The 23,833-nt window shown below is 61.4% G+C and carries 24 protein-coding genes; 8 read left to right on the top strand and 16 right to left on the bottom strand.

Going from position 1 to position 23,833, the window contains the following annotated elements; all coding sequences use genetic code 11:
* Nucleotides 1-220: 220 nt before the first annotated feature.
* From fusA to B3R00_RS14205, 8 genes are all read right to left on the bottom strand, one after another.
* Nucleotides 221-2,329: an elongation factor G gene (fusA, locus tag B3R00_RS14240; protein WP_286999563.1), complete on the bottom strand. Its 2,109-nt coding sequence runs from the start codon at nucleotides 2,327-2,329 to the stop codon at nucleotides 221-223.
* A gap of 151 nt (nucleotides 2,330-2,480) precedes the next feature.
* Nucleotides 2,481-2,954: a 30S ribosomal protein S7 gene (gene rpsG, locus B3R00_RS14235; protein WP_219163511.1), complete on the bottom strand. Its 474-nt coding sequence runs from the start codon at nucleotides 2,952-2,954 to the stop codon at nucleotides 2,481-2,483.
* Between the two features lie 169 nt (nucleotides 2,955-3,123).
* The gene (gene rpsL / locus B3R00_RS14230; RefSeq protein ID WP_003059441.1) at nucleotides 3,124-3,501 is read right to left on the bottom strand and encodes a 30S ribosomal protein S12; all 378 of its coding nucleotides are present in this window, start codon (nucleotides 3,499-3,501) and stop codon (nucleotides 3,124-3,126) included.
* A 161-nt stretch (nucleotides 3,502-3,662) separates the two neighbouring features.
* Complete coding sequence (locus B3R00_RS14225; protein WP_286999562.1) at nucleotides 3,663-4,832, bottom strand: D-alanyl-D-alanine carboxypeptidase family protein; 1,170 nt, start codon at nucleotides 4,830-4,832, stop codon at nucleotides 3,663-3,665.
* A gap of 60 nt (nucleotides 4,833-4,892) precedes the next feature.
* Nucleotides 4,893-5,525, bottom strand: coding sequence for an alpha/beta hydrolase (locus B3R00_RS14220; protein ID WP_286999561.1), 633 nt, complete (start codon nucleotides 5,523-5,525; stop codon nucleotides 4,893-4,895).
* An 87-nt stretch (nucleotides 5,526-5,612) separates the two neighbouring features.
* Nucleotides 5,613-5,957 carry a (2Fe-2S) ferredoxin domain-containing protein gene (locus tag B3R00_RS14215; RefSeq protein WP_174862189.1) on the bottom strand — a complete coding sequence of 115 codons (345 nt, stop codon included), beginning with the start codon at nucleotides 5,955-5,957 and terminating at the stop codon, nucleotides 5,613-5,615.
* Nucleotides 5,958-5,969: 12 nt separating this feature from the next.
* On the bottom strand, nucleotides 5,970-7,067 hold the full coding sequence (locus B3R00_RS14210) for a VanZ family protein (protein ID WP_286999560.1): 1,098 nt from the start codon (nucleotides 7,065-7,067) through the stop codon (nucleotides 5,970-5,972).
* Between the two features lie 39 nt (nucleotides 7,068-7,106).
* Nucleotides 7,107-7,523, bottom strand: coding sequence for a CopD family protein (locus B3R00_RS14205; protein ID WP_174862205.1), 417 nt, complete (start codon nucleotides 7,521-7,523; stop codon nucleotides 7,107-7,109).
* 257 nt (nucleotides 7,524-7,780) lie between these two features.
* Between B3R00_RS14205 and hemB the strand changes: the two genes are divergently transcribed.
* Both hemB and B3R00_RS14195 read left to right on the top strand, forming a co-directional pair.
* Complete coding sequence (hemB, locus tag B3R00_RS14200; protein ID WP_286999559.1) at nucleotides 7,781-8,791, top strand: porphobilinogen synthase; 1,011 nt, start codon at nucleotides 7,781-7,783, stop codon at nucleotides 8,789-8,791.
* Nucleotides 8,792-8,910: 119 nt separating this feature from the next.
* Nucleotides 8,911-10,077: a magnesium transporter CorA family protein gene (locus tag B3R00_RS14195; protein WP_286999558.1), complete on the top strand. Its 1,167-nt coding sequence runs from the start codon at nucleotides 8,911-8,913 to the stop codon at nucleotides 10,075-10,077.
* A 131-nt stretch (nucleotides 10,078-10,208) separates the two neighbouring features.
* On the opposite strand, the gene B3R00_RS14190 is transcribed toward B3R00_RS14195, so the two are convergent.
* Nucleotides 10,209-10,901: a dienelactone hydrolase family protein gene (locus B3R00_RS14190; RefSeq protein ID WP_286999557.1), complete on the bottom strand. Its 693-nt coding sequence runs from the start codon at nucleotides 10,899-10,901 to the stop codon at nucleotides 10,209-10,211.
* A gap of 134 nt (nucleotides 10,902-11,035) precedes the next feature.
* On the opposite strand from B3R00_RS14190, the gene B3R00_RS14185 reads away from it, so the two are divergent.
* Nucleotides 11,036-11,668, top strand: a complete 633-nt coding sequence (locus B3R00_RS14185; RefSeq protein WP_174862188.1) for a MarC family protein — start codon at nucleotides 11,036-11,038, stop codon at nucleotides 11,666-11,668.
* Between the two features lie 95 nt (nucleotides 11,669-11,763).
* Here B3R00_RS14185 and B3R00_RS14180 read toward each other — a convergent pair whose 3' ends face one another.
* From B3R00_RS14180 to B3R00_RS14160, 5 genes are all read right to left on the bottom strand, one after another.
* On the bottom strand, nucleotides 11,764-12,291 hold the full coding sequence (locus tag B3R00_RS14180) for a hemerythrin domain-containing protein (protein WP_286999556.1): 528 nt from the start codon (nucleotides 12,289-12,291) through the stop codon (nucleotides 11,764-11,766).
* A 180-nt stretch (nucleotides 12,292-12,471) separates the two neighbouring features.
* Nucleotides 12,472-13,128: an ABC-type transport auxiliary lipoprotein family protein gene (locus tag B3R00_RS14175; protein WP_286999555.1), complete on the bottom strand. Its 657-nt coding sequence runs from the start codon at nucleotides 13,126-13,128 to the stop codon at nucleotides 12,472-12,474.
* An 11-nt stretch (nucleotides 13,129-13,139) separates the two neighbouring features.
* Complete coding sequence (locus B3R00_RS14170; RefSeq protein WP_286999554.1) at nucleotides 13,140-14,117, bottom strand: MlaD family protein; 978 nt, start codon at nucleotides 14,115-14,117, stop codon at nucleotides 13,140-13,142.
* 2 nt (nucleotides 14,118-14,119) lie between these two features.
* Nucleotides 14,120-14,917 (bottom strand): ABC transporter ATP-binding protein, encoded by a 798-nt coding sequence (locus tag B3R00_RS14165; RefSeq protein ID WP_286999553.1) that lies wholly within the window; start codon nucleotides 14,915-14,917, stop codon nucleotides 14,120-14,122.
* Nucleotides 14,918-14,920: 3 nt separating this feature from the next.
* The gene (locus B3R00_RS14160) at nucleotides 14,921-16,048 is read right to left on the bottom strand and encodes an MlaE family ABC transporter permease (RefSeq protein ID WP_286999552.1); all 1,128 of its coding nucleotides are present in this window, start codon (nucleotides 16,046-16,048) and stop codon (nucleotides 14,921-14,923) included.
* 208 nt (nucleotides 16,049-16,256) lie between these two features.
* Here B3R00_RS14160 and B3R00_RS14155 point away from each other — a divergent pair, with 208 nt between their 5' ends.
* A complete protein-coding gene (locus B3R00_RS14155; protein ID WP_286999551.1) occupies nucleotides 16,257-17,996 on the top strand; it encodes a GMC family oxidoreductase in 1,740 nt (579 codons plus the stop codon).
* Between the two features lie 244 nt (nucleotides 17,997-18,240).
* On the opposite strand, the gene B3R00_RS14150 is transcribed toward B3R00_RS14155, so the two are convergent.
* Entirely contained in the window at nucleotides 18,241-18,585 is a 345-nt protein-coding gene (locus tag B3R00_RS14150) for a hypothetical protein (protein ID WP_286999550.1), read from the bottom strand.
* A 33-nt stretch (nucleotides 18,586-18,618) separates the two neighbouring features.
* Nucleotides 18,619-19,923 carry an ammonium transporter gene (locus B3R00_RS14145; protein ID WP_376747693.1) on the bottom strand — a complete coding sequence of 435 codons (1,305 nt, stop codon included), beginning with the start codon at nucleotides 19,921-19,923 and terminating at the stop codon, nucleotides 18,619-18,621.
* A gap of 367 nt (nucleotides 19,924-20,290) precedes the next feature.
* Here B3R00_RS14145 and B3R00_RS14140 point away from each other — a divergent pair, with 367 nt between their 5' ends.
* The 4 genes from B3R00_RS14140 (at nucleotide 20,291) to B3R00_RS14125 (ending at nucleotide 23,731) form a co-directional block, all read left to right on the top strand.
* The gene (locus tag B3R00_RS14140; protein ID WP_286999549.1) at nucleotides 20,291-21,049 is read left to right on the top strand and encodes a sulfite exporter TauE/SafE family protein; all 759 of its coding nucleotides are present in this window, start codon (nucleotides 20,291-20,293) and stop codon (nucleotides 21,047-21,049) included.
* 266 nt (nucleotides 21,050-21,315) lie between these two features.
* Nucleotides 21,316-22,086 carry an ABC transporter substrate-binding protein gene (locus B3R00_RS14135; protein ID WP_286999548.1) on the top strand — a complete coding sequence of 257 codons (771 nt, stop codon included), beginning with the start codon at nucleotides 21,316-21,318 and terminating at the stop codon, nucleotides 22,084-22,086.
* 110 nt (nucleotides 22,087-22,196) lie between these two features.
* Nucleotides 22,197-22,979 carry an amino acid ABC transporter permease gene (locus tag B3R00_RS14130; protein WP_286999547.1) on the top strand — a complete coding sequence of 261 codons (783 nt, stop codon included), beginning with the start codon at nucleotides 22,197-22,199 and terminating at the stop codon, nucleotides 22,977-22,979.
* The gene (locus B3R00_RS14125; protein WP_286999546.1) at nucleotides 22,976-23,731 is read left to right on the top strand and encodes an amino acid ABC transporter ATP-binding protein; all 756 of its coding nucleotides are present in this window, start codon (nucleotides 22,976-22,978) and stop codon (nucleotides 23,729-23,731) included. The genes B3R00_RS14130 and B3R00_RS14125 overlap by 4 nt, the downstream gene beginning before the upstream one ends.
* The last annotated feature ends 102 nt before the right edge of the window (nucleotides 23,732-23,833 follow it).

Genomic DNA, 23,833 nt, shown 5'->3' with positions numbered 1-23,833 from the left:
CACGTTTACGTGGGGCTTGGTACGCTCGAACTTTTCTTTTGCCATTGCAAATTCTCCAAATAAAAGAGCAAACCTGTGTAGGGTTTTAAGGTCTGCATCGCATTGCTAGTTCACTTCGCACAGGTAACAAAGTGGCACACGATCGCAGACCGGCAATCTGCACCCAAAGCACTTCAAAAAGTACCTTGGGCCAAACGATCAATTATGACCGATTTGCGAATTACTTAGCGCGGGCAGCCACGATAGCTTCAGCCACGTTGCGAGGAGCTTCAGCGTAGTGCTTGAACTCCATCGTGTAAGTAGCGCGGCCTTGTGTCTGCGAACGCAGCGAAGTCGCGTAACCAAACATTTCCGACAGCGGCACTTCTGCCTTGATGGCCTTGCCGCCACCAACCATGTCTTCCATGCCCTGCACCATGCCGCGACGTGAAGACAAGTCACCCATCACGGTACCGGCGTAGTCTTCAGGCGTCTCCACTTCCACAGCCATCATTGGCTCCAGAATTACAGGATTTGCCTTCTTAGCGGCTTCCTTGAAACCAAAGATAGCAGCCATCTTGAACGCTTGCTCGGACGAGTCCACATCGTGGTACGAACCGAATGTCAAACGAACTTTCACGTCCACCACAGGGTAGCCAGCCAACACGCCCGAGGTCAGGGCTTCGATCACACCCTTTTCGACTGCAGGGATGTATTCGCGAGGCACCACACCGCCCTTGATTTCGTCCACGAACTCAAAGCCCTTACCAGCTTCCTGGGGCTCCAGCGTGAACACGACGTGACCGTATTGACCCTTACCACCGGACTGGCGAACGAACTTGCCGTCCACATCCTTGACGGTCGAACGCACGGTTTCGCGGTAAGCAACCTGGGGCTTGCCCACGTTGGCTTCCACGTTGAACTCGCGCTTCATGCGGTCAACGATAATTTCCAGGTGCAACTCGCCCATACCGGCAATGATGGTCTGGCCGGATTCTTCGTCGGTACGCACGCGGAAAGATGGGTCTTCAGCAGCCAGACGCGACAAGGCAATACCCATCTTTTCTTGGTCAGCCTTGGACTTGGGTTCCACTGCCTGTGCAATCACGGGCTCAGGGAACACCATGCGCTCCAGCACGATAGGCGCTGCGATATCGCACAGAGTTTCGCCTGTGGTCACATCCTTCAGACCCACGCAAGCAGCGATGTCGCCAGCGCGAATTTCTTCAACTTCTTGACGCTCGTTCGCGTGCATCTGCACGATGCGGCCAATACGCTCTTTCTTGCCCTTCACAGCATTCAGAACGGTTTCGCCCTTGGTCAAAACGCCCGAGTACACGCGCACGAAAGTCAGCTGACCAACGAATGGGTCGGTCATCAGTTTGAATGCGAGCGCAGAGAACTTCTCTGCGTCGTCAGCCTTGCGCGACAGCTTCTTCTCTTCGTCATCAGGATCGGTACCTGTAACATCAGGAATGTCGGTAGGCGCAGGCAGCAAGTCCAGCACGGCGTCCAGCATGCGCTGCACACCCTTGTTCTTGAAGGCCGAGCCGCACAGCATGGGCTGGATTTCGGTGGCGATGGTACGCTGACGCAGTGCAGAGATGATCTCTTCTTCGGACAAGTCACCTTCTTCCAGGTACTTGTTCATCAACTCTTCGCTGGCTTCAGCCGCAGCTTCCACCATGTTTTCGCGCCACTTCTGAGCCACTTCGACCAGCTCAGCAGGGATCTCGCGGTATTCAAACTTCATGCCCTGGGAAGCTTCGTCCCAGAAGATGGCTTTCATCTTGATCAGGTCAACCACGCCTTGGAAGTTGTCTTCCGCGCCGATGGGCACCACGATTGGCACGGGATTGGCCTTCAGGCGCAGCTTCATCTGGTCTACGACCTTGAAGAAGTTCGCACCAGTGCGGTCCATCTTGTTCACAAAGGCCAGACGAGGCACTTTGTGCTTGTTGGCTTGGCGCCACACGGTTTCGGATTGGGGCTGCACACCACCCACCGCGCAGTACACCATCACAGCGCCGTCCAGCACGCGCATGGAACGCTCCACTTCAATCGTGAAGTCCACGTGGCCGGGGGTGTCGATGATGTTGATGCGGTGCTCAGGGCGGGTCAGGTCCATACCCTTCCAGAAGCAGGTCACAGCAGACGATGTGATCGTGATACCGCGCTCTTGCTCTTGCTCCATCCAGTCAGTGGTCGCAGCGCCGTCGTGCACTTCGCCCAGCTTGTGGGTTACGCCTGTATAGAACAGGATACGTTCGGAAGTGGTGGTCTTACCTGCGTCGATGTGTGCCGAGATACCGATATTGCGGTAGCGGCTAATGGGGGTCTTGCGAGCCATGATTGATCCTTGATTGATCGGGGAGAGAGTCTGCGATCACCCTGCCTTGTGCGCTGGGGCCAGCAGTTCTATATGGGGGCGCCTTGAATCGAGACAAGGCCGCAGGCAAGATTTGCGAGCGGCCCGTCTGGTTTCAAACTGCTACAGCAGCTTAGAAGCGGAAGTGGCTGAATGCCTTGTTGGCTTCGGCCATGCGGTGCACTTCGTCACGCTTCTTCATGGCGCCGCCACGGCCTTCGGTGGCTTCCATCAGTTCGTTGGCCAGACGCTGGGCCATCGACTTCTCACCACGCTTGCGGGCAGCTTCCTTGATCCAGCGCATGGACAGAGCCAGACGACGGACGGGACGCACTTCAACGGGCACTTGGTAGTTAGCGCCACCCACGCGGCGGGACTTGACTTCCACCATGGGCTTGACGTTGTTGATAGCTGTAACAAACACTTCCAAAGCTTCCTTTTCAGGCTGCTTCTTGGCGATCAGATCCAGAGCACCGTAAATGATGCGCTCTGCAACCGCCTTTTTGCCGCCTTCCATGATCACGTTCATGAATTTGGACAGCTCTACGTTACCGAACTTAGGATCCGGCAGAATTTCACGTTTGGGGACTTCGCGACGACGTGGCATTTTTTACCTCTATCTTTGCTTCAGTTGGTGACTTTTCAGACACCGCGAGAGCTAATCAAAGTCTCTCACTTACTCGACCCACGCAAAACATTTGCGCTTCGGGCCACTACGTTTGACCGCGCCAGTCAGGCGAATCAAACACCGATGTTTTTCAGAACCGAAAGGCTGATTACTTAGCCTTAGGCTTCTTGGCACCGTACTTGGAACGGGCTTGCTTACGATCCTTGACACCTTGCAGGTCCAAGGAACCGCGCACGATGTGGTAACGCACACCTGGCAAGTCCTTCACACGGCCGCCGCGCACCAGCACCACGCTGTGCTCTTGCAGGTTGTGGCCTTCACCGCCGATGTACGAAATCACTTCGAAACCGTTGGTCAAGCGAACCTTAGCCACCTTACGCAAAGCCGAGTTAGGCTTCTTAGGAGTGGTTGTGTACACACGGGTGCACACGCCACGGCGTTGGGGGCAGTTTTCCATAGCAGGGCTCTTGGATTTAACAACTTCGACCGTGCGGCCCTGGCGCACGAGTTGATTAATGGTTGGCATATATACGTCCCTAAACGTAAAAAACGAAAACGTGAAACCCTTCGGAATTTCCGAAAAGCCCTCGAATGTACCAGTTTGGAAAACCCGGGGCAAGTCACATGTGATTAAACGGTAGGCACTTTCTCAGAATGCGAAATTTGCCTACCTCCCATGGTTCCGCCTTAGCGGATCCACAGTCGAATGGTGTCCCACAGCCGGCTAAAGAACCCCCCTTCCTCCACGCTTTCCAGCGCGAAGATGGGCATTTCTGCAGCCAACTGATCGGCCACCAACACCTTCAAAGTCCCTACCTGCTGGCCCTTGGTGATAGGAGCCATCAAAGGATCGGTGCGCACCATCTGGGTCGACACCTTGCCGGAGCTGCCCGAGGGCACCGTCACCACGGTGGCGCCTTCACGGCCAATCTTGAGGGTGCCTTGCGAGCCCTTCCAGATTTGCGCCACTTCCATGGCCTGTCCGGCATCAAACAGCTTCACTGCGTCGTAGGCGGTGTAACCCCAGTTCAGCAGCTTCTGGCTCTCGTTGGCGCGCGCGTTGTCCGAGGCAGCCCCCAGCACGATGGAGAGCACACGGCGGCTGCCCACATTGGGGATATCACGATTGGCCGTGGCCACCAGACAGTAGCCTGCCGCGTTGGTGTGACCGGTCTTCAGGCCATCCACCGTGGGATCGCGGAACAGCAAGGTATTGCGGTTGCGCCCGTTGGCCGCTGGTGTGCCTTCGTAGCGGTACTCCTTGATGGAGTAGTAGTGCGTGTACTCGGGGAAGTCACGCAGCAAGCGCATGGCCAAAATGGACAGGTCACGCGCCGTGGTGAAGTGGCCGGGCTCTGTCAAGCCTTCGGGGTTTTTGTAGCTGGTGCCCGTCATGCCCAGCGCTTTGGCCTGCTCATTCATCAGCCGCACAAAGTTTTCCTTGGTGCCGCCGACACCTTCGGCCAGCGCCATGGTAGCATCGTTGCCCGACTGCACGATCATGCCTTTGAGCAGGTCTTCCACAGGCACTTGCATCTTGGGGTCGATGAACATGCGCGAGCCTGGCATCTTCCAGGCCATCTCGCTCACTGGCAGGCGCTGCTCCAGGGTCACCTTTTTGGCGCGTAGGGCGTCAAACACCAGGTATGCCGTCATCAGCTTGGTCAACGATGCGGGCTCCACCGGTGCATCCACATCCTTGGAGGCCAGCACTTGGTTGGCAGTCACGTCCACCAACATATACGTTTGCGCAGCAATCTCTGGGGGTTGCAGCTGTGCGATTTGGGCGTTCGCCCACAGGGGGGCCAAGGCCGCGGTCAATGCCAGCGTGCGCAAATTCTTCAAAACAGGCTTCATGAGCAACTCGGTTGGTCTACAAAATTTCAGTCGGTACAGCCCGCAGGCCCGCTGAGCGTTTTACAAGTGCGTGGCCGTCAGGTGGCGGGCCACCAGCCCTTTGAGCAAGGGCAATTGTCCGTGGAAGAAATGACCGCCAGCGGGCACAACTGTTACAGGCAGTGTCTGCGGGCGCGCCCAGTCCATGACGGATTGCAAAGGCACGGTGTCATCTGCTTCGCCATGCAGCACCAGGGTGCGGTCGTGCGTGGCAGCAGGTACGGGGGCGGGGTCAAAACGGCTGGCCGCCGTACCCACCAGCACCACTTTCTCCACGCGCCCTTCGTCCCACAGTGCCTGCAGCACATGCGTGGTCACAAAGGCACCAAACGAAAACCCCGCCAGAGCCACCGCACCGGTGGGTGCCACTTGGCGCACCACTTCCAGCATGTCTTGCGCCTCACCACGGCCCGCATCGTGCTCGCCCTGGCTGGCGCCGACACCGCGAAAGTTAAAGCGCACCACTTCCCAGCCGGTTTGCACAAAAGCACGCGCCAAAGTCTGCACCACTTTGTTGTCCATGGTGCCGCCAAACAGCGGGTGCGGGTGGGCGATGACCGCCACGCCCCGGGGTGTGCCCGCAGGGCGATCGCGCAAGGCTTCAATGAGGCCGGCCGCGCCGGTGAGGGTGAAGCGTTCAGTGTGAGCGTTCAATTGCAACTACCTATTTCATAGCTATTAGCGCTTGATAGAAAAGCGCTAGAGGCCAAAAACACTTGTAATGGGGTGTAGGAGTCTGTTTCAGCGGCCAAGTTCCGGCGGCACCAGCAAACGCTCCACCACCTGCCCGTTTTTGAGGTGCGACTCCACAATCTCGTCGATGTCCGCGGTATCCACAAAGGTGTACCACGTGCCTTCGGGGTAGACCACGGCCACGGGGCCAGCGGCGCAGCGATCCAGGCAGCCCGCCTTGTTCACGCGCACCTGGCCTTTACCCGCCAGGCCCGCATCTTTGATGGCGCGCTTGCAGTGGTCAAAGCCTTCTTTGGCGCCGTGCAGGTGGCAGCAGTCTTCGCCGTTGGGGCGCTCATTCAGGCAAAAAAAGATATGGCGGCTGTAGTAGCCTGTGGGGGTGTTCTCGCTCATGATGCAAGCATTCTAGGATTGGGGCTGGCGCTGGGTCAGGCGCAATGCCACATACGCAAGCACGGCATAGGGCCAGACCCAGCCCAGCCATTGGCCCAGTCCGTAAAACCGCATGAAGCGCCCCTGCTCCCAGGACTGCAGCGTGTCCGCAAAGTACGGGTTCAGCGGCGCCTGATTCAGCCAATTGAGTTGCCACATCAGCACCAGCAGCAGTAGCACCGCGCACCAGCGGCGCGGCACCGGCAAGGCACACGCTGCCAGCAAGATGGCGGCCACCACGCCGGCTTGCGTGGGCAGGGTCAGCCACTCCCACGCATGCACGGGGCCATAGGCCATTGCCGAAGACAGCCCCGTGGCAGCCAGCCCCGCCAGCAAAACCACGGCCGCAAATACCGCCCGGCGACCCAGGTGCGCAATCAACATATAACCCAGCAAACACGGCGCCAGCAGCCCCAGCATGACACACAGCATTTCAGCACTGGGCATCAGCGGCACCAAGGGCTCTTCGCGCAGGGGCAACCAGTCCATGAAGGGCGTGCCCTCCAGCCATACATCCAGCGTTTTGTCTAAACGCTCCAGCACCTGCCCCAAACCAAAAGGCAGCACCAACGGAAACAGCAGTGACACGGGCCACAGCGCAATCAGCACCAGTCCACCATGCGGCTGCTGGCCAAACCAGCGTTCGCGAAAGACGCTCCAGCGTGCCAGCAGCCCCCACCACTCCAGTGTCCAGGCCAGCAGCGCCCCCAGCAACACGCCTGCTGCGTTGAGTACAAAGTCCATGTTGGAGGGCACCCGGCGCGGCAGGTAAATTTGCAAAAACTCCATGCACAGCGACAAGGCTGCGCCACCCAGCCATGCCACGGGAATCGCCCAGCCCCGTAAGCCGCTGCGCACACCCCCTAAGGCCAGCAAAAAACCTAGCGGCGCGTAGCCCAGCACATTGATATTGACGTCAAACCACGTCCAGTAAGGCGGGGGCAACGGGGCTGTGACAAACACCGACGGCGCAATCCCTTGCGCACGCCAGCCCTCGAAGGGAAACAGGCTCGCAAAAACAATCAGTGCGGTGTACAGCATGGCCAGCGGCCACGCCGAAGTTTTGAACACAGGTAGCCCCTTTCCGTTTGGGCCCACGCGGTGGAAAATTTAGAAAGGCTTGACAACCACCAAGATCACAATGACCGTGAGCAGCAGCACCGGCAGTTCGTTGTACCAGCGGAACCAGCGGTGGCTGTGCTGGCAGCTATCGGCCTGCAACTGGCGCAGCAGCACGGCGCAGCTGTAGTGGTAGCCCATGACAGCCAGCACCAGCAGCAACTTGGCATGCAGCCAGCCGCCAGCAAAGCCGTAACCCAGCCACAACCACAGACCCAGGCCCAGCGCGGGCACTGCTAAGATGGTGGTAAAGCGCAGCAGGCGCTGCGACATGCCGATCAAACGCTCGCGCTCCGCCACAGAACCGGGCGTCACCATGGCCAGATTCACGAAAATGCGCGGCAGATAAAACAGGCCAGCAAACCAGCTGGCCACGAAGACGATATGAAAAGCTTTGACCCACAACATGGGCACAGTGTAAGGCGCATGGCGACGGCAAAAAAAAGCCCGGCACATACCGGGCTTTGAAAATCCTCAGTCAAGAGGCCTGCTCAGGGAGGTGAAGCAGGGAAAGCGGCAGGCCGCTCTCAGCAACTAAATCTATCTGTGCCCTATGCCTACGTACACAGGGCTATCCCCAAGCTGGGCGCGGATCCAGCCTAAGGTTTACCTGTATCAAGCGCTATCACTCGCATGCTTGCGCGGACAAGCGCACAATGGCGACCATGCATCTGTCTAGCCCTACTCCTTTCCCACAAAGCCGTCCTCGTCGTTTGCGCCGCAATGCGTTCACCCGCAACTTGGTGCGAGAGAGTCAGCTGTCGGCCCATGACTTCATCTACCCTGTGTTTGTGCACGAAGGCAGCAACCGCCGTGAGGCCGTGGCGTCCATGCCGGGCGTGGACCGTCTGAGTCTGGATCTGCTGCTGCCCGTGGCCGAGGAATGCGTGAAGCTGGAGATCCCCTTCCTGGCGCTGTTCCCCGCGATTGATGCCAGCCTGAAAACACCCGATGGCAAAGAAGCCCTCAACCCCGACGGCCTGATCCCCAGCGTGATCCGTGCGCTGAAGCAGGAATTCCCCCAACTGGGCGTAATGACCGACGTGGCCCTGGACCCCTACACCAGCCACGGCCAGGACGGCATCCTGGATGAAGCCGGCTACATCCTCAACGATGAGACCATGGAAGTGCTGGTGGGCCAGGCCCTGAACCACGCCGAAGCCGGTGCCGACATGGTGGCCCCCAGCGACATGATGGACGGGCGCATTGGCGCCATCCGCGAAGCGCTGGAGCTGCAAGGCCACATTCACACCCAGATCATGGCCTACAGCGCCAAATACGCCAGCGCCTTCTACGGCCCCTTCCGCGATGCTGTGGGCACGCGTGGCGCCTTGGGCAAGGCCGACAAAAACGTTTACCAGATGGACCCCGCCAACTCCGACGAAGCCCTGCGCGAAGTGGCGCTGGACATCGCCGAGGGCGCAGACATGGTCATGGTCAAGCCCGGCATGCCGTATCTGGACGTGGTGCGCCGCGTCAAGGACGAATTCCAGGTGCCCACCTTTGCCTACCAGGTCAGCGGTGAATACGCCATGCTCAAGGCCGCTGCCGCCAACGGCTGGCTGGACCACGACGCCGTGATGATGGAATCGCTGCTGGCCTTCAAGCGCGCCGGGGCCGATGGCATCTTGACCTACTTCGCGATGGACGCTGCCAAAAAGCTGCGCGGCCTGTAAGCTCCAGCGATCCCTTCGCACCAGGCAGCCGCAGGGCTGCCTTTTTTATGCGCACCTTGTTTTGATAGCTGCCAGCGCTTGCACCACAAGCGTTACCAGCCATTTTGAGCACCAACTCCATGCGTCTGCTGCTGATTCAGCCTGCCACCAAACTCGTGCAAGACCTGGGCACCTGGCCCGCAGACACCGCCAGTGCAGCGGCTTTACCGTCGCCACCCGCCCCCGGCAGCTTTTACTGGCTGTCGTGCGAGCGCACCGAGCTGGAGCGCCAGTTGCCCGCCGTGCAAAGCCTGCTACAACAGCTGTGCGGCACGCCGCTGCTGGATCTACACATCTCCGACTTGCTCAATGCCCAGATTCCATCCACCTTCGACTACACCTCCGACTACGACCTGATGCTGTTTCGCCGGCTGGAAGGCGCAGCACCCCCGCCCCCACCAGCACCCACGGCGCGCAGCTGGCGGCACCAGGCCCCAACGCCCGCCCCGACCAACCTGCAGAACCTGGACACCGCCCCCGTCGGCTTTGCCGTGTTTGACCCGCTGCTGTTCAGCGTGCACCCCGCAGACTGCCCGGTGCGCGCACAGCACCTGCAGCGCCTGCTCACCCCCAGCACCGCGCCGGAAAAACGCAGCACGGCCAACAGCCGCCTGCCTGCCAGCAGCGCCGACCTGATGCTGCGCCAACTCGACCTAATGGTGGACGGCTTTCTCAGCCTGCGCCGCGACATGGCCAGGCAGATGGAGCAGTGGCAGATGGCCCTGCTCAACCCCAACTCGCGCTTTCACGACTGGAGCAAGGTGTTGCAGGCGCAGCTGGGCCTGCACCAGCTCAATGAAATCTGCGAAGACCAGCGCGCCGCCGTGCAGGACTGGATCGATGCGCTGGAGAGCTGGCCCGAGGAAAATGAGACGGCCGAGCGCCGCGCGCGCGAGCTGCTGCGCGTGCGCTCGCGCGACGTGCTGGAGCACATTGAGCGCGTCAGCCACCACGTGCACCGCATGGAGCAAAGTGCCGAAGCCGCTTTGCAGATGCACTTCTCGGCCCAAAGCAACCGCGCCAACGACATCATGCGCACGCTGACCACCTTGACCGCCATCTTCCTGCCGCTGAACCTGATTGCCGCCGTGTTCGGCATGAACTTTGATGTGCTGCCGCTGGTGCACGCAGAAGACGGTTTCTGGTGGGCCATGGGCGCCATGGCCTTGATTGGCGCAGCATTGCTGGTGTTCTTCCTGCGCCGCCGCTACATTGAGCGCGACAGTCTGCTGGGAGAAAACACCTGACTTGGCTCCATCAAAACAAGAGCGGCCCGCGAATGCTATGGCTTGTTTTCCGTAGGTTTAGATATGGAAAGCACGCAGTCATGAGCGTAAGCAGCTCTTGTTTTTGAAAAGCCAGCTCCGGCAATCAACCATCAACCCAGGTGCTGATCGAAGAACGCCAGCGTGCGGTCTTTGGCCTGGATGGCGCTGATCTGGTCAAAGCTGGCGCGCTGGTCACAGTTAAAGCCGTGGTCGGCTTCATAGACATGCACCTGCACCTCGGGGTGCAGGGCGCTGAAGGCCATCACGCTCTCGATGGAGATGTGCGCATCGCGCGCACCAAAATGCGCCAGCACCGGCACCAAGGGCGTGCGCAGCACCTCCGGCTCCACCGTCATGCCGCCGCCGTAGTAACACACCGCCGCGCCCAGCTCGTCCACCAGATTGGCGGCCCGCCACGTCAGCAACCCGCCCCAGCAAAAGCCCACCATGCCCACCTTCTGGCCGCCCACACGTTGCTGCGCCCACTGCGCGGCCGCGCGCACGTCTTGCAGTACGCCTTCATCAGGCAAGGCCTCTGCAGCGGCTTTCAAGGCCTTGCCGCGGGCCATGCTCTCGGCGTCATAGCCCAGTTGCACATCTGCCTCCAGCCGCGTGAACAGCGCCGGAGCAATCGCCAAAAAACCACGGGCCGCCATGCGATCGGTCACATTGCGGATATGGGCATTCACTCCAAAAATCTCCTGCGCCACGACCAGCGCGCCCCGCACCGGCCCGTCGGGCTGCGCCACCCATGCGGGAATTTCCGTGCCATCTGCTGCCGTTAGCTGTACAAACTGACCCATGCTTGCTTCTCCTGATTGTGGTGCGGCGCTGCCCCGCCGTCTTCAAGGCTCTATAGACTTCGTCCATTGCGCAGGCGACTTTAAGCATTCTGCGTTCCACGTTCGCCCTTATTTTTCGCAGGCCTAGACTCCCCATGGATTTGAAACCGCTCATCACCTTGGTCGCCATCGTCAATCCGCTGGCCATCGTGCCGTTTTTTATCCACTACACCGAGGGTTTTGATGCCGCCCAGCGCGCACAAACCATTCGCACCGCCGCCTTCAGCGCTTTTGTGGTGATTGCAGCGTGCGCGCTCATCGGATTGCAGGTGCTGGACTTTTTCAACATCTCTTTGCAAAGCTTTCAGGTCGGCGGCGGCCTGCTGCTGCTCATCAGCGCGATGAACATGCTCAACGCGCGCCCAGCCGAAGACCGCCGCCCTGAAGACACCCTGGAAGCTGGTGCCGAAAAGGCCGCCATGGGCAACAGCATTGCCGTGGTACCGCTCACCATCCCGCTGCTGACCGGGCCTGCGGCCATGTCTACGGTGGTGATTTATGCCGATCAAGCCGCCACCTTCTGGCAGCATTTGGCGCTGGTGGGTTATGGGGTGGTGGTGGCAGCAGCCGTGTGGGCCAGCTTTTCCATGGCCGAGCCGATTGCCCGCGTACTGGGCAAAACCGGCATCAACGTGATGACACGGTTAATGGGCCTGATTTTGGCCGCCCTGGCGGTAGAAGTGATGGCGGGCGGGCTGATGAAAATTTTCCCCGTTCTGGCCGGGTAAAGCCGCTGTACAGCGCCGCTGCTCCACCAGACTGCAGTTGCCGCTGCGGTCTGGATGCTTGAAAGCAAGCAACGCGAGGTTGGCAGTGGGCCAGTTTACAGCGCTGCCTGCGCCACTTTGCCCGCTTGCTCGGCGTGCTGATCGTGGTCCTGGGGGGTGGAACATGCACCACCGCAGCCGCTGATCAGCGCTGGCGGCAACGCCTCTGCGTTGCTGACGACACCAGAGACGGGGTCAAACCCCACGCTGTCCATGTGCTGTGCCAGCGCCGCATCCATGGTCTGCGCGTGGTAGCTGAACCAGGAGGCCAGCTCCGGCGTCATGCCGCGAATCATGGAGGCATCGCCTTCGGCATAGCGTTTGCCGCCTTCATGCATGATTTCCAGCACCACCTTGTGCTGCGTTGCGTGGCAGTTGCCGACGGAAAAGCCCGTGGCCACCATCCAGCGGTCTTCCTGACCAAAGTGCGCCTCGGTGTGCGTAATCAGCGCTTGCCACAAGCTGCCCAGCTGCTCGTTGTCTGCGCTTTCCACGGCGGCCAACAGCTCGACAAATTCTTTGTGCGTTTCATCCATGGCTGGAACGTTCAGCACCAGGTCTGCGCTCCACTCAAGTGTTGCCATAGTGCAACTCCTTTGTTATATGGGTTGTTTCAATGGGCGTCAGCTTAGGGTTGACAGTTCTTAAGGATTTGCGTCACATCAAAGTCCGCCCAGCACAAGGCATTGCCTTACACCAGTGTTTTGCCCAACGCAAAAAAGCCCCGACAAGCGGGGCTGCAAAGCGCGCATGCGGCGTATTCGCTAAGGTTTGGCGGGCACGGCTTGCTGCAACCATTGTTGCAGCTGCACCCCCACGGCATCCACGGCCTGCGACAAGGCTTGGGCGCCCCCTGCGGCATTGGCTGCGCCAGCGGGTTGGCGCACCTCAAACACCTGCTGCGCCAGCAAGACATCACCGCGTGGCGCGGGATCGACTAAGGTGGCGCGAATGCGCACCCAGCCCACGCTGTCCCGGGTGCTGCTAAACACCTGGCTGAATTCTTCCAGCGACAGGCTCAGCACCGGCACGGACCGCCCCTGCACCAGCGGCGGCAATTCGCCGGGCTGCGCCGACAACACCACGCGCCCACCTTGGCTCAAATGCTCACGCAACCGCTGTTGCACCATTTGCGCAGGTTGCAGGCTCCAGCGGGCCTGGGCATAGGTGCGCAGCTCCTGCGCATCGGCGTAGGCCAGCCGGTAGCGCAGCCCCGTGCTGCCTTCAACTTGCAGCGGCGCCTGTATCTGCGCCAGCGCAATCGGTTGCAGCGGCGCGCTGGCGGCCAGCAGCGCCGGGGCTGCGCCGAGGTCATAGCGCACCAGCGCCTGCGGGGGGCTGGGCAAATTGCTGCAGCCCGCCAAGAACAGTGCGACGGCACCAGCCGCCCACCACGATTTTTTGTAGAAGTGCATGTGCATCGCGCGTGACCTCATGGTGCTGGTTGGGGTGCCACAAAGCCGGGCTCACCCGGGCCGGGCTTGCCGCTGACGCCATAGAGCAAAGACTGCGGGTTGTCGCCAATCCCCGCAGCCGCACTGCCCATGCGGCGTGCGGCAGATGACACGTCGCTGGCTGCCTGGCTGATGCCCGGCAGCGTGGCGCGATCCAACCGATCGACCGCACGCGCCATGCCCTGGGTGCTGGCCGTGATTTGTTCCAGCGCGCCGCCGGGGCCTTGGATGGCCACGGCCATGGTGCGCACATCCTGGGCCAGCGCCCCGGCTTCATTGCCTGCGCGCTCCATGGCTTGCATGGCTTTGCGCGCATCCTGAGTCAAGCCCGGGAACTCTTGCACCGCAGGCACCACCTGCTCGCGCAAGGTGGTGTTCATGGCCCGCGTGACTGCGCTCACATTGCCTGCAGCATCTGACAAGTTACCCAGCAAACTGCTGAAGCGCTCCTGGTTCTCATCGCCCAGCAGTTGATTGATGCGTTTGGTGGCTTCATCCACCTTGCTCAAAATGGTCATGCCTTGGTCGGCCAGCACACTCAAGGGTGAGGATTTCATGGGCAAACGCGGCAAGTCGCTGGCACCGTGGGGCAGCTCCGCCATCGGCTCGGTCACATCATCAAGCTGGATGTGCGCAATCCCCGTCACCCCCTGGTAGCCCAGCATGGCGTATGTGCCTGTGGTGGACACGGGTGCTTTGCTATCCACCGCAATTCGGATCAGCACATTGCCTTTTTGCACATCGTCAAAGGTAATGTCGGTCACCTTGCCCACAGCCACGCCTTTGTAGCGCACCGTGGCCTGGTTTTGCAGACCGCTGATGGTGTCCGATGTTGACAGCTCATAGAGCTGGTACTCATGGCGATCGCGCGTCAGCCACAGGGCAACGCCCGCCAGCAATACGGCCAGCGCCAGCACAAAGGTGCCTGCCGCCATGGCGTGTGATTTGTTTTCCATGCTTAATGCTCTCCCACCGGGGCAGGTGCCATCGCTCTGCGACCGCGTTCGCCCTGAAAGAAAGTTTCAATAAAGGGGTGCTGAAACTGCGCCACCTCCCGCGGCGTGCCCGTCACCAGCACGCGTTTTTCGGCCAGCACCGCGACGCGGCTGGACAAGGCAAACAAGGTGTCCAGGTCATGCGTCACCATGATCACGGTCAACCCCAGCTCGGCATGCAAGTCACGCAGCAGTGCGCAAAACTCATCCGAACTGGTGGGGTCCAGCCCCGCCGTGGGTTCATCCAGCAGCAGCAGCGGCGGATCCATGATGAGCGCCCGCGCCAGCGCCACACGCTTGACCATACCGCCCGACAAATCTGCAGGCATGCGCATGGCATGCTCCGGCTTGAGGCCCACCATCTGCAGCTTGATCATGGCAGCCGCATCCACCATCGCGTCCGGCAGGGTGCCCTGCTCGCGCAGCGCAAAGCCAATGTTTTCCAGCACATTGAAGGCGGAATACAGCGCGCCGTGCTGAAACAGCATGCCCACCCGCGCCGCCGCACCTTCTTGGCACAGCTCTGCCGCCGGCCGGCCCAAGGTGGTCACCGTGCCTTTGCCCGGGTGCAGCAAGCCCAGAATCTGGCGCAGCAGCACTGTTTTCCCTGTGCCAGAGCCGCCCACAATAGACAGCATTTCGCCCCGGTACACCGTCAAATCCAGGTCTTGGTGCACCGCAAAAGCTTTGTCGCCCTCGCCAAAGATGCTCCACAGCTTGTCGACCACGACGACCGATTCGGTGTTGTGTGTGCGCTCCATGGCTCAGAACCCCACATCCTTGAAGGCGATCGCAAACATCGCATCCACCAAAATCACCATGGTGATGGAGGACACCACCGATGCCGTCGTGCCTTGCCCCAAGCTTTGGGTATTCGGTTTCACGCGCAGGCCCCAGTGGCAGCCGATCAAGGCGATGAACACGCCAAACACCACCGACTTGGCCACCGCCAACACCAAATTGCCAATTTGCACGGCATTGGGCAAGGCCTCCCAGAAATACGCGGCAGAAATACCCATGGTCGCATCCGCTGCCAGCATGCCGCCGCCCAGCGCGGCCAGCGTGGTCCACAAGCTGATCAAGGGCATGGCCACGGCCAACGCCATGGCACGGGGCATGACCAGCCTGAAGCCGTGGCGAATGCCCATGACTTGCATGGCGTCCAGCTCTTCGGTCACACGCATCACGCCAATCTGCGCCGTGATGGCAGAACCGGAACGCCCGGCCACCAAAATGGCAGCCAACAAGGGCCCCAACTCCCGGATCAGCGAGATGCCCAGAATGTCCACAATAAAGGCTTCTGCGCCAAACTGCCGCAGCTGCAGTGCCATCAAGTAGGCCAGCACCACCCCAATCAGAAAACCCACCAACGCTGTAATCGGCAGCGCGGTCGCACCCATGCTGTAGAGGTGCCCGGAAAAATCCCGCCACGGGCCTTTGCGCGGGTTGCGCAGCAAATACCCCAAATCCAGGGCCAGCTGGCCAATCAGCTGCACCAAGTGCTGGAAATGACCCAGCGCCCGCAACACCAGCAACCCCAGTTGGTTGATGTGCCCCATCCAGCCCAGTGCCGGGGCCTCGGGCACGGGGGCCTGCTGGAATGCCGCAATGCGCGCCAGCATGGCTTTTTGCGCGTCGCTGGCTTGGAGCCTGGCGGGCCATGCCTGCTGCCAGTGGTTCCACAGCAACTGTGCGCCAATGTGGTCCAGCCATTCCAGCTGTGCTAAATCCCAGCCTTGATCGGCTCCCGCAGGATGCCTGCGCAAGGCTTTTTGCACCGCCTCCCAGTTCGCACGCTGTCCCAATTCCGCAGCACCCCAGCGCCCCTGCAACTGCACCCACGCACCCTCTGGGGTCGAGGTGGGGTGAAGGCGGGGGGTGCTGTCTTTCATAGTGCGGGAGAGAGCCAAGTTGCCCCAAGCTTACAAGCTTTCTGCGCCGACGCCGAAGGTTCAGCGCCAGCACGCCTGTCAGCCAGGGCTGCACACCCCGTGACAAAGTAAGCCATGGACTACACGCTTTCCCTATCGACAGGCGGCACCAGCCCTCCAAAATGCTTGCTGCGGCCCCACCCCGGAGGCTTGTTGACAAGCGCACACCATGAGCGAAACCACATTCGACTACATCATTATTGGGGGCGGAACCGCAGGTGCTTTGCTCTGCAACCGCCTGAGCGCAGACCGCAATGTGCGCGTGCTGCTGCTGGAAGCAGGGCGCAAAGACGACTACCACTGGATCCACATTCCGGTGGGGTATCTGCACTGCATTGGCAACCCCCGCACCGACTGGCTCTACCAGACAGAACCCGACGCTGGCCTCAACGGCCGCAGCCTGCGCTACCCGCGCGGCAAGACGCTGGGTGGCTGCTCCAGCATCAACGGCATGATTTACATGCGCGGCCAGGCACGTGACTACAACCAGTGGGCCCAGTTGACCGGCGATGACACCTGGACCTGGGACAACGTACTGCCCGCGTTCAAGCGGCATGAAAGCCACTGGCGACTGGATGAAGGCCAGCCCCACGACGCCAGCTTTGCCGCGCTGCACGGCAGCAAGGGCGAATGGCGCGTTGAAAAGCAGCGCCTGCGCTGGGACATCTTGGATGCGTTTGCGCAAGCCGCGCAGCAAGCGGGCATTCCCGCCACCCCCGACTTCAACACCGGCAGCAACGAAGGCGTGGGCTACTTTGAGGTCAACCAAAAAGACGGCCTGCGCTGGAACACCGCCAAAGCCTTTTTGCGCCCCAAGTGCTATGGCCGCCCCAATTTTGAGATGTGGACCTCGGCCCAGGCCATGCGCCTGATCACCGAAAAGCAGGCCGATGGCTCGGTGCGCTGCACCGGCGTGAATGTGTGGACGGGTGACGGCATGGAGCACGTCACCGCCACCGAAGAGGTGATCGTATGCGCGGGCGCCATCAACTCCCCCCAATTGCTGCAGCTGTCGGGCATTGGCCCGGCCGATTTGCTGCACGCCAAGGGCATTCCGGTGGTGCACGACCTGCCGGGCGTTGGCGCCAACTTGCAAGACCATCTGCAAATTCGCTCGGTCTACAAAGTCAGCGATGCCACCACCCTCAACACTTTGGCGGCCACCCGCTGGGGCAAGCTGCGCATTGGCTGGGAATACCTGCTGCACCGCACCGGGCCCATGAGCATGGCGCCCTCGCAACTGGGGGCGTTCACCCGCAGCCGCCCGGAGCTGGAACACCCCAACTTGCAATACCACGTGCAGCCGCTGTCGCTGGACGCATTTGGCGAGCCGCTGCACGGCTTCCCGGCGTTCACCGCCAGCGTCTGCAACCTCAACCCCACCAGCCGCGGCACGGTGCAAATCCGCAGCCCCAACTTTGAAGATGCGCCCAGCATTGCGCCCAATTACCTGAGCACCGCCGAAGACCAGCGCGTGGCGGCCGAGAGCCTGCGCGTCACGCGCCGCATCGTCAGCCAATCTGCGCTGGCGCGCTACCAGCCGCAGGAATTCAAGCCCGGGGTGCAATACCAAACCGATGAAGAGCTGATCCGTCTGGCTGGCGACATTGCCACCACCATCTTCCACCCCGTAGGCACCACCAAAATGGGGCGCAACACCGACCCCATGGCCGTGCTGGACAGCCACCTGCGCGTGCGCGGCATACAAGCGCTGCGCGTGGTGGATGCCGGGGCCATGCCCACCATCACCAGTGGCAACACCAACAGCCCCACGCTGATGCTGGCCGAAAAAGCCGCGCAATGGATCCGCGCCGACCACAAAGCGCGCCACGGCCTCAACGCCGCAGTACCCGCCCGCGCGCAGCCTGTACCACAGCCGGACGCTGAGGCGGCTTCGCTCACGCTCTAAACAAAAAAGAGAGCTGCCAGCGTACGTGTTTGCTTGGTTTTGATGTGAAAAATATTCAAAAATCAGCAATAACAAGCGCTAGCAGCTCTCTTTTTATTTATTAATTACCCCAAGCCTTCCGCTGCTTGGCTGCGTGCCAGGCCAGCGGGGCACAACGGCGCCCCTGCGCGACACGGCCCATGCCGCAGGGCCCATCGCCTGCACAACGCCAGCCAGTCCAGGTGCTGCCAACACGGCCTTGGGCTTAGCGCAGCCTTCCGATGTAGCGCCCCGCAGCCTCCGAAGTTAGCTCCGGCGCAGACGGCGGCGCCACGGCCTGCAGCCCACGCGGCGGGGGCAGGCGTTCCTGCGTGGGCATTGCCTGCGGCCCTTGCGCAGCGGGTGCGCCGATGTGGGCTTCCAGCTTTGCCGCCAGCGCTGCCAGTGCGGCATCCCCCTCTTCGTGGGCATAGACCCGCGCCACACGCACCACTTCCCGGGCATAAGCATCGTTGACCGCCATCCAGTCGGTATCGGTCACCCGCCCCGCTTTGCGGCGCAGGGCCACATGCAAATGCGCCGCCACGGCCATGCGTTCATTGCTGCTCATCGCTTAACTCCTTGCTCGGTCATGCACGGGCCATCACTGGCCAAGGTGTTCGCGGTGCTGGCTGATGTCCAGCCCCTGCTGCTCGTCTGGCAGCTCCACGCGCACCGGCAGGAATCGATCCGTCACCCACATCAGCACGCAGGTGGCCGCAAAACTAAAGGCTGCCACGGCCACCACCGCCACGGCTTGCGCCAGCACATTGCCTTGCACGCCAGCAATGGTGCTACTGGCCAGCACCCCGGTCAGGATGGCGCCCACCATGCCCCCCAGCCCGTGCACGCCAAACACGTCCAGCGCATCATCGGCCCCCAGCCAGCGCTTGAACCCCGTGGCGCCCCAGTAGCAAACCAGACCGGCCACCGCCCCAATGCCCAGGCCCGCCCCCATGCCCACATAGCCTGCCGCCGGCGTGACGGCCACCAGCCCCGCAACCAGGCCAGAGCACAGCCCCAGCAGCGATGCACGGCGGTGCAGCAACCACTCGCCCGCCGCCCAGCCCAAGGCGCCCCCCGCCGCTGCCAAATGGGTGACCACCATGGCCAATGCAGCACGCCCATCGGCGGCCAAGGCAGAGCCCCCGTTAAAACCAAACCAGCCCACCCACAGCAAGCACGCGCCCAGCATGGTCCAGCCCAGGTTGTAGGGCTGAAAGGCTTCTTTGCCATAGCCGTCGCGCTTGCCCAAATAGCAGGCGCACGCCAGCCCCGCCGCACCCGCATTCACGTGCACCACCGTGCCCCCCGCAAAATCCAGCGCACCCATGCGGGCCAGCCAGCCCCCGGGCTCCCACACCCAGTGCGCCACGGGCACATACACCAGCAGGCTCCACAGCGCCATGAACAGCATCAGCGCACCAAAGCGCATGCGCTCGACCAAGGCGCCCACGATCAAAGCGGCCGTGATGATGGCAAACGTGAGCTGAAACAAGGCATAGGCCGCCTCGGGAATGTGCGGCGCCATGGGGCTGACGGCCACCTGCTGCGCCACCAGCTGGTAGTCCAGCCCAGTAAACCACCAGCGATCCAGCCCACCCAGCCAGCGCGTGCCGGGCGTCAGCGCCAGCGAATAGCCCACCGCAAACCACACCACACTGACCACACAGGCGGTGCCCAGCACCGCCGCCAGCGTGTTCAGCACATTCTTGCGCCGCACCATACCCGCATAAAACAGCGCCACACCGGGCAAAGTCATCAGCAGCACCAGCGTGGCAGACACCAGCACCCATGCAGTGTCGGCAGCGTGCATCTGCGCCAACCCCACCAGTTGCTGCGCCTGTACCGCCTGCGGCAAAGCCAGCCATACGCCCCACCCCCACCGCCTACACAGTTTGCTGCGCATCTGCATGTCGACCTCTCCCGTGGATTTTTGGTGCAGGCCACCAAGCACAAGCCGTGCCTGCGCAATGCAGGCGTGCATGCCACCACGTAAAGCAATCTCAACAGATGCTTGTCAGACACCGCGCCCGCTCCTTGCGGGAAATCCCCGATGCACCATCCCGAAGCAAGGCTTACATTGACCCCACTCTAGCGCGCACCAAGGTGTGGCAGCACGGAGGGCCCGAGGAGACAACTCGATCCACAACCAGACCAATATCTATAAAGCATCCACCAATGAGATGCCTTTCCAAAGCGCCGGCACCCCCGGCGCTTTTTGTTTGGGCAAGTGACAGCTTGGGGCAACCAGCCAGCGCACAATGCAGCCCATCATGGAATGGATCTTTGTTTCTCTGGCTTCGGCCCTCGCAGGTTTTGTGGATGCCATCGTGGGCGGTGGCGGGCTGATTCTGGTGCCCGCCATGTTTGCCGCTTTCCCCCACGCCGCGCCCGCCACCTTGTTTGGCACCAACAAAAGCGCAGCCGTCTGGGGCACGGCCATGTCCACCTGGCAATACAGCCGCCGCATCTCCATCACCTGGGCCACGATCACGCCGGGCATCGTGGCAGCAGGGGTGGGCGCTTTTGTTGGCGCATGGGCGGTGACGCTGGTCAACCCCGACTTTTTGCGCAAGCTGCTGCCCTTTATCTTGCTGGGCGTGCTGCTCTACACACTGGCCAAAAAAGAGCTGGGCCGCGACCACACCCCGCGCCACAGCGTGCGCGCCACGCAGTACCTCACCGCAGGCATTGGTCTGGTGATTGGGTTTTATGACGGCTTTTTTGGCCCCGGCACGGGCAGTTTTTTTGTGTTTTTGCTGGTGCGTCTGCTGGGCTATGACTTTTTGAATGCCTCCATCAACGCCAAGCTGATGAACGTCACCACCAACATCGCCGCGATTGCCCTGTTTGCGCTCAAAGGCCATGTCTGGTGGCACTTTGCCGTACCGCTGGCGGTGGCCAACGTGCTGGGCAGTGTGCTGGGCACCTGGATGGCCCTGCGCCACGGCGCGGGCTTTGTGCGCGTGATTTTCATCGTGGTGGTGGGCCTGCTGATTCTCAAAACCGGCTGGGATGCCTTTGGCGCTTAGCCCACTGCACGGCGCGACTGGGCATAAAGCCATCGGGGCTGCTCCAGCGCCCTTCTGCATCAACGAAGGCTGACTTCTATAATCACGCGCTGCTTTCGCCCTCAGGCCGCCCCGTTTCGGTGCATTCAGCACCGTTGGTCGGGTGGCACAGCGAGCACCTTGTGCCCTGCTGTGGCCCCTATGTTTCCGCGCCGCGTGGTGCGTGCGGAGGCTCCAAACCCTTGGAGCCGGGGGCCGGACCCTGCGACTGTCTCCAGGAACTTCTCATGAAACGCATTTCCGTGATCGCCGCTGCCGCATTGGCAGTATTGGCTGCTACTGGTGCCCACGCCCGTAGCTTGGACGCCATCCAAAAGGACGGCACCCTCCGTGTGGCTACCGAGGGCTATTACGCCCCTTTTGCCTACTTTGAAGGCAAGAAGCTGACCGGCTTTGAAGTGGACTTGACCGAGCTGATGACCCAGAAGATGGGCCTGAAGCTGGAGTGGAAGACCATTTCTTTCGACGCGCTGCTCACCGGCCTCAAGCAAGACCGCTGGGATCTGGTCATCTCCTCGCACGGCATCACGCCAGAGCGTGAAAAAGCCGTCACCTTCACGCTGCCCCACTACTGCTCGGGCGCGCAGGTGATCTCTACCGACGCCGCCATCCAAGGTGCCAAGGACCTGAGCGGCAAGACCGTATCGGCCCAGACTGGCACCACCTATCTGGATTACGTGCAAAAGAACGTGCCCGGTGTGAAGCGCGTGGTGAACTTCCCCACCAACGAAGCGGCGATGAACGCGCTGATGACCAAGCGCGCCGATGCGTGGGTGACCGAGCGTTTCCTGGCCAAGGAAATGCTGCAAAAAAACCCCAAGATCAAGTTCCACCAGGGCGAGTTGCTGTTTGTGGAAAAGATTGCCGCGGCCGTCGCCAAAGACAACAAGCCGCTGGCGGACGCGTGGAACAAGGCGTTTGCCGAGTCCTTGAAGGACGGCAGCTACGCCAAGATTTCGCAAAAGTGGTTCCAGGAAGACATTCGTTGCCCTGACTAAACCTGCGAAGTGGCAGTGGGCAGGCGCGCCAGCATGGCGCCGCCGCGCCCCTGCCAACGCCCTGCCACCCATGGCAGGGCGTTTTTTGTTTCACCAACCCCGTTTTTCTTATGCTTACCGCCCTTTGGCCCTCCCACTGGAGCCGTCCACAGCGCAGCAATGCCACCCTCATCACCGCCTTGCTGCTGATGGTGATGGTTGTGTCCTTGCTGAGTGACTTGCTCAGCCTGATGCCCGAACCAATCGGGGACCACGCGGCCGAATTTGCCGAAGGCGCGCGCACCACGCTGTACCTGACCCTCATCAGCGGCGCTGTCGGCCTGCTGCTGGGTGTGTTCGCCGCGCTGGCACGCACCTCGGGCAATGCGTTTTTGCGCAGCGTCTCTGGCGCCTACATCTGGATCATTCGCGGCACGCCGCTGCTGGTGCAGATTCTGTTCATGTACTTTGCCCTGCCCGTGCTGGTGCCGTGGCTGAGCCTGCCGGACTTTGCCGCAGCCTGCGTGGCCTTGTCGCTCAACGTGGGCGCCTACAACGCCGAAGCCGTGCGCGCGGGCCTGAACGCCGTGCCCCGTGGCCAGGCCGAGGCGGCCCGCGCCCTGGGCCTGCCCAAAAGCCGCGTGTTTCTGGACGTGGTGTTCCCCCAGGCGTTCAAGATTTCGCTGCCCCCCCTGGTGAGCAATTTTGTGGCCCTGCTCAAGGACTCCTCGCTGGCCTACGCGATTGGCGTGGTGGAGCTGACCAACGTGGGCAACCGCATCCAGTCAGCCACCTTCCAGCCGGTCGAAACCCTGGTCACCGTGGGCATCACCTACTTGGTGCTGACCACGCTGGTCACCCAGGTCACCGCCGCCATCGAGTACCGCTTTGACGTGGAGGGCCGCCAAAAATGAACGCCACCAGCAATACCCGCATTCCTTACATCGTCTGCGACCAGGTCACCAAAAGCTTTGGCAGCCACCAAGTGCTCCAGGGCGTCTCCACGTCGTTCAGCAAAGGCGAAGTGACAGTCATCATCGGCGCTTCCGGCTCGGGCAAATCCACGCTGCTGCGCGCGCTGAACCGCTTGGAGCCGCACGACGGCGGCACCATCACCATCGATGGCGTGCCCGTCACCGACCACGAAGCCACGCTGCAAAAGCAGCGCTGCGAAGTGGGCATGGTGTTCCAGCAGTTCAACCTGTTTGGTCACATGACGGTGCTGGACAACATTACCCTGGCGCCGCGCCGCATTCACAAAACCCCGCGCGCCACGGCCAATGCCAAAGCGCTGCAGCTGCTCGAACGCGTAGGCATGCAAGACCATGCGCACAAATACCCGTGGCAGCTGTCCGGCGGCCAGCAGCAGCGCGTGGCGATTGCCCGCGCGCTGGCGATGGAGCCGCAGGTGATGCTGTTTGATGAACCCACCAGCGCGCTCGACCCCGAGATGGTGCAGGAAGTGCTGGAAGTCATGCGCGGGCTGGCCAAGAGCGGTATGACCATGATCGTGGTCACCCACGAGATGGGCTTTGCCCGCGAAGTGGCCGACCGCGTGATGTTCTTTGACCAAGGCTGCATCGCCCACGAAGCGCCACCGGCCGAATTCTTTGCGCGCCCTGCCAACGAGCGCATCGCCGCCTTCATTGGTCGCGTGGCACACTAGGCGCTGTTTTCACGCCGCCCTGCGGCTTATCAAACTAAGGAGCTATCAGCGCCCGTGTTTCAAGGGTTTGAGCATTTTTGAATGCTCAAACACAGAAAACAC

The organism is Comamonas sp. UBA7840 (assembly GCF_002501455.1).
Classification (GTDB): Bacteria; Pseudomonadota; Gammaproteobacteria; order Burkholderiales; family Burkholderiaceae_C; genus Comamonas; species Comamonas jiangduensis.
This window is presented reverse-complemented; position numbering and strand designations above follow the sequence as displayed.

Coding starts and splice junctions, on each gene's coding strand:
- rpsL (WP_003059441.1), bottom strand. CDS start 3,501: ATGCCAACCATTAATCAACTCGTGCGCCAGGGCCGCACGGTCGAAGTT.
- B3R00_RS14170 (WP_286999554.1), bottom strand. CDS start 14,117: ATGGAAAACAAATCACACGCCATGGCGGCAGGCACCTTTGTGCTGGCG.
- B3R00_RS14155 (WP_286999551.1), top strand. CDS start 16,257: ATGAGCGAAACCACATTCGACTACATCATTATTGGGGGCGGAACCGCA.
- B3R00_RS14205 (WP_174862205.1), bottom strand. CDS start 7,523: ATGTTGTGGGTCAAAGCTTTTCATATCGTCTTCGTGGCCAGCTGGTTT.
- B3R00_RS14150 (WP_286999550.1), bottom strand. CDS start 18,585: ATGAGCAGCAATGAACGCATGGCCGTGGCGGCGCATTTGCATGTGGCC.
- B3R00_RS14225 (WP_286999562.1), bottom strand. CDS start 4,832: ATGAAGCCTGTTTTGAAGAATTTGCGCACGCTGGCATTGACCGCGGCC.
- B3R00_RS14215 (WP_174862189.1), bottom strand. CDS start 5,957: ATGAGCGAGAACACCCCCACAGGCTACTACAGCCGCCATATCTTTTTT.
- B3R00_RS14140 (WP_286999549.1), top strand. CDS start 20,291: ATGGAATGGATCTTTGTTTCTCTGGCTTCGGCCCTCGCAGGTTTTGTG.
- B3R00_RS14135 (WP_286999548.1), top strand. CDS start 21,316: ATGAAACGCATTTCCGTGATCGCCGCTGCCGCATTGGCAGTATTGGCT.
- rpsG (WP_219163511.1), bottom strand. CDS start 2,954: ATGCCACGTCGTCGCGAAGTCCCCAAACGTGAAATTCTGCCGGATCCT.
- B3R00_RS14125 (WP_286999546.1), top strand. CDS start 22,976: ATGAACGCCACCAGCAATACCCGCATTCCTTACATCGTCTGCGACCAG.
- B3R00_RS14195 (WP_286999558.1), top strand. CDS start 8,911: ATGCGTCTGCTGCTGATTCAGCCTGCCACCAAACTCGTGCAAGACCTG.
- B3R00_RS14185 (WP_174862188.1), top strand. CDS start 11,036: ATGGATTTGAAACCGCTCATCACCTTGGTCGCCATCGTCAATCCGCTG.
- B3R00_RS14165 (WP_286999553.1), bottom strand. CDS start 14,917: ATGGAGCGCACACACAACACCGAATCGGTCGTCGTGGTCGACAAGCTG.
- B3R00_RS14190 (WP_286999557.1), bottom strand. CDS start 10,901: ATGGGTCAGTTTGTACAGCTAACGGCAGCAGATGGCACGGAAATTCCC.
- fusA (WP_286999563.1), bottom strand. CDS start 2,329: ATGGCTCGCAAGACCCCCATTAGCCGCTACCGCAATATCGGTATCTCG.
- B3R00_RS14145 (WP_376747693.1), bottom strand. CDS start 19,923: ATGCGCAGCAAACTGTGTAGGCGGTGGGGGTGGGGCGTATGGCTGGCT.
- B3R00_RS14160 (WP_286999552.1), bottom strand. CDS start 16,048: ATGAAAGACAGCACCCCCCGCCTTCACCCCACCTCGACCCCAGAGGGT.
- hemB (WP_286999559.1), top strand. CDS start 7,781: ATGCATCTGTCTAGCCCTACTCCTTTCCCACAAAGCCGTCCTCGTCGT.
- B3R00_RS14175 (WP_286999555.1), bottom strand. CDS start 13,128: ATGCACATGCACTTCTACAAAAAATCGTGGTGGGCGGCTGGTGCCGTC.
- B3R00_RS14180 (WP_286999556.1), bottom strand. CDS start 12,291: ATGGCAACACTTGAGTGGAGCGCAGACCTGGTGCTGAACGTTCCAGCC.
- B3R00_RS14130 (WP_286999547.1), top strand. CDS start 22,197: ATGCTTACCGCCCTTTGGCCCTCCCACTGGAGCCGTCCACAGCGCAGC.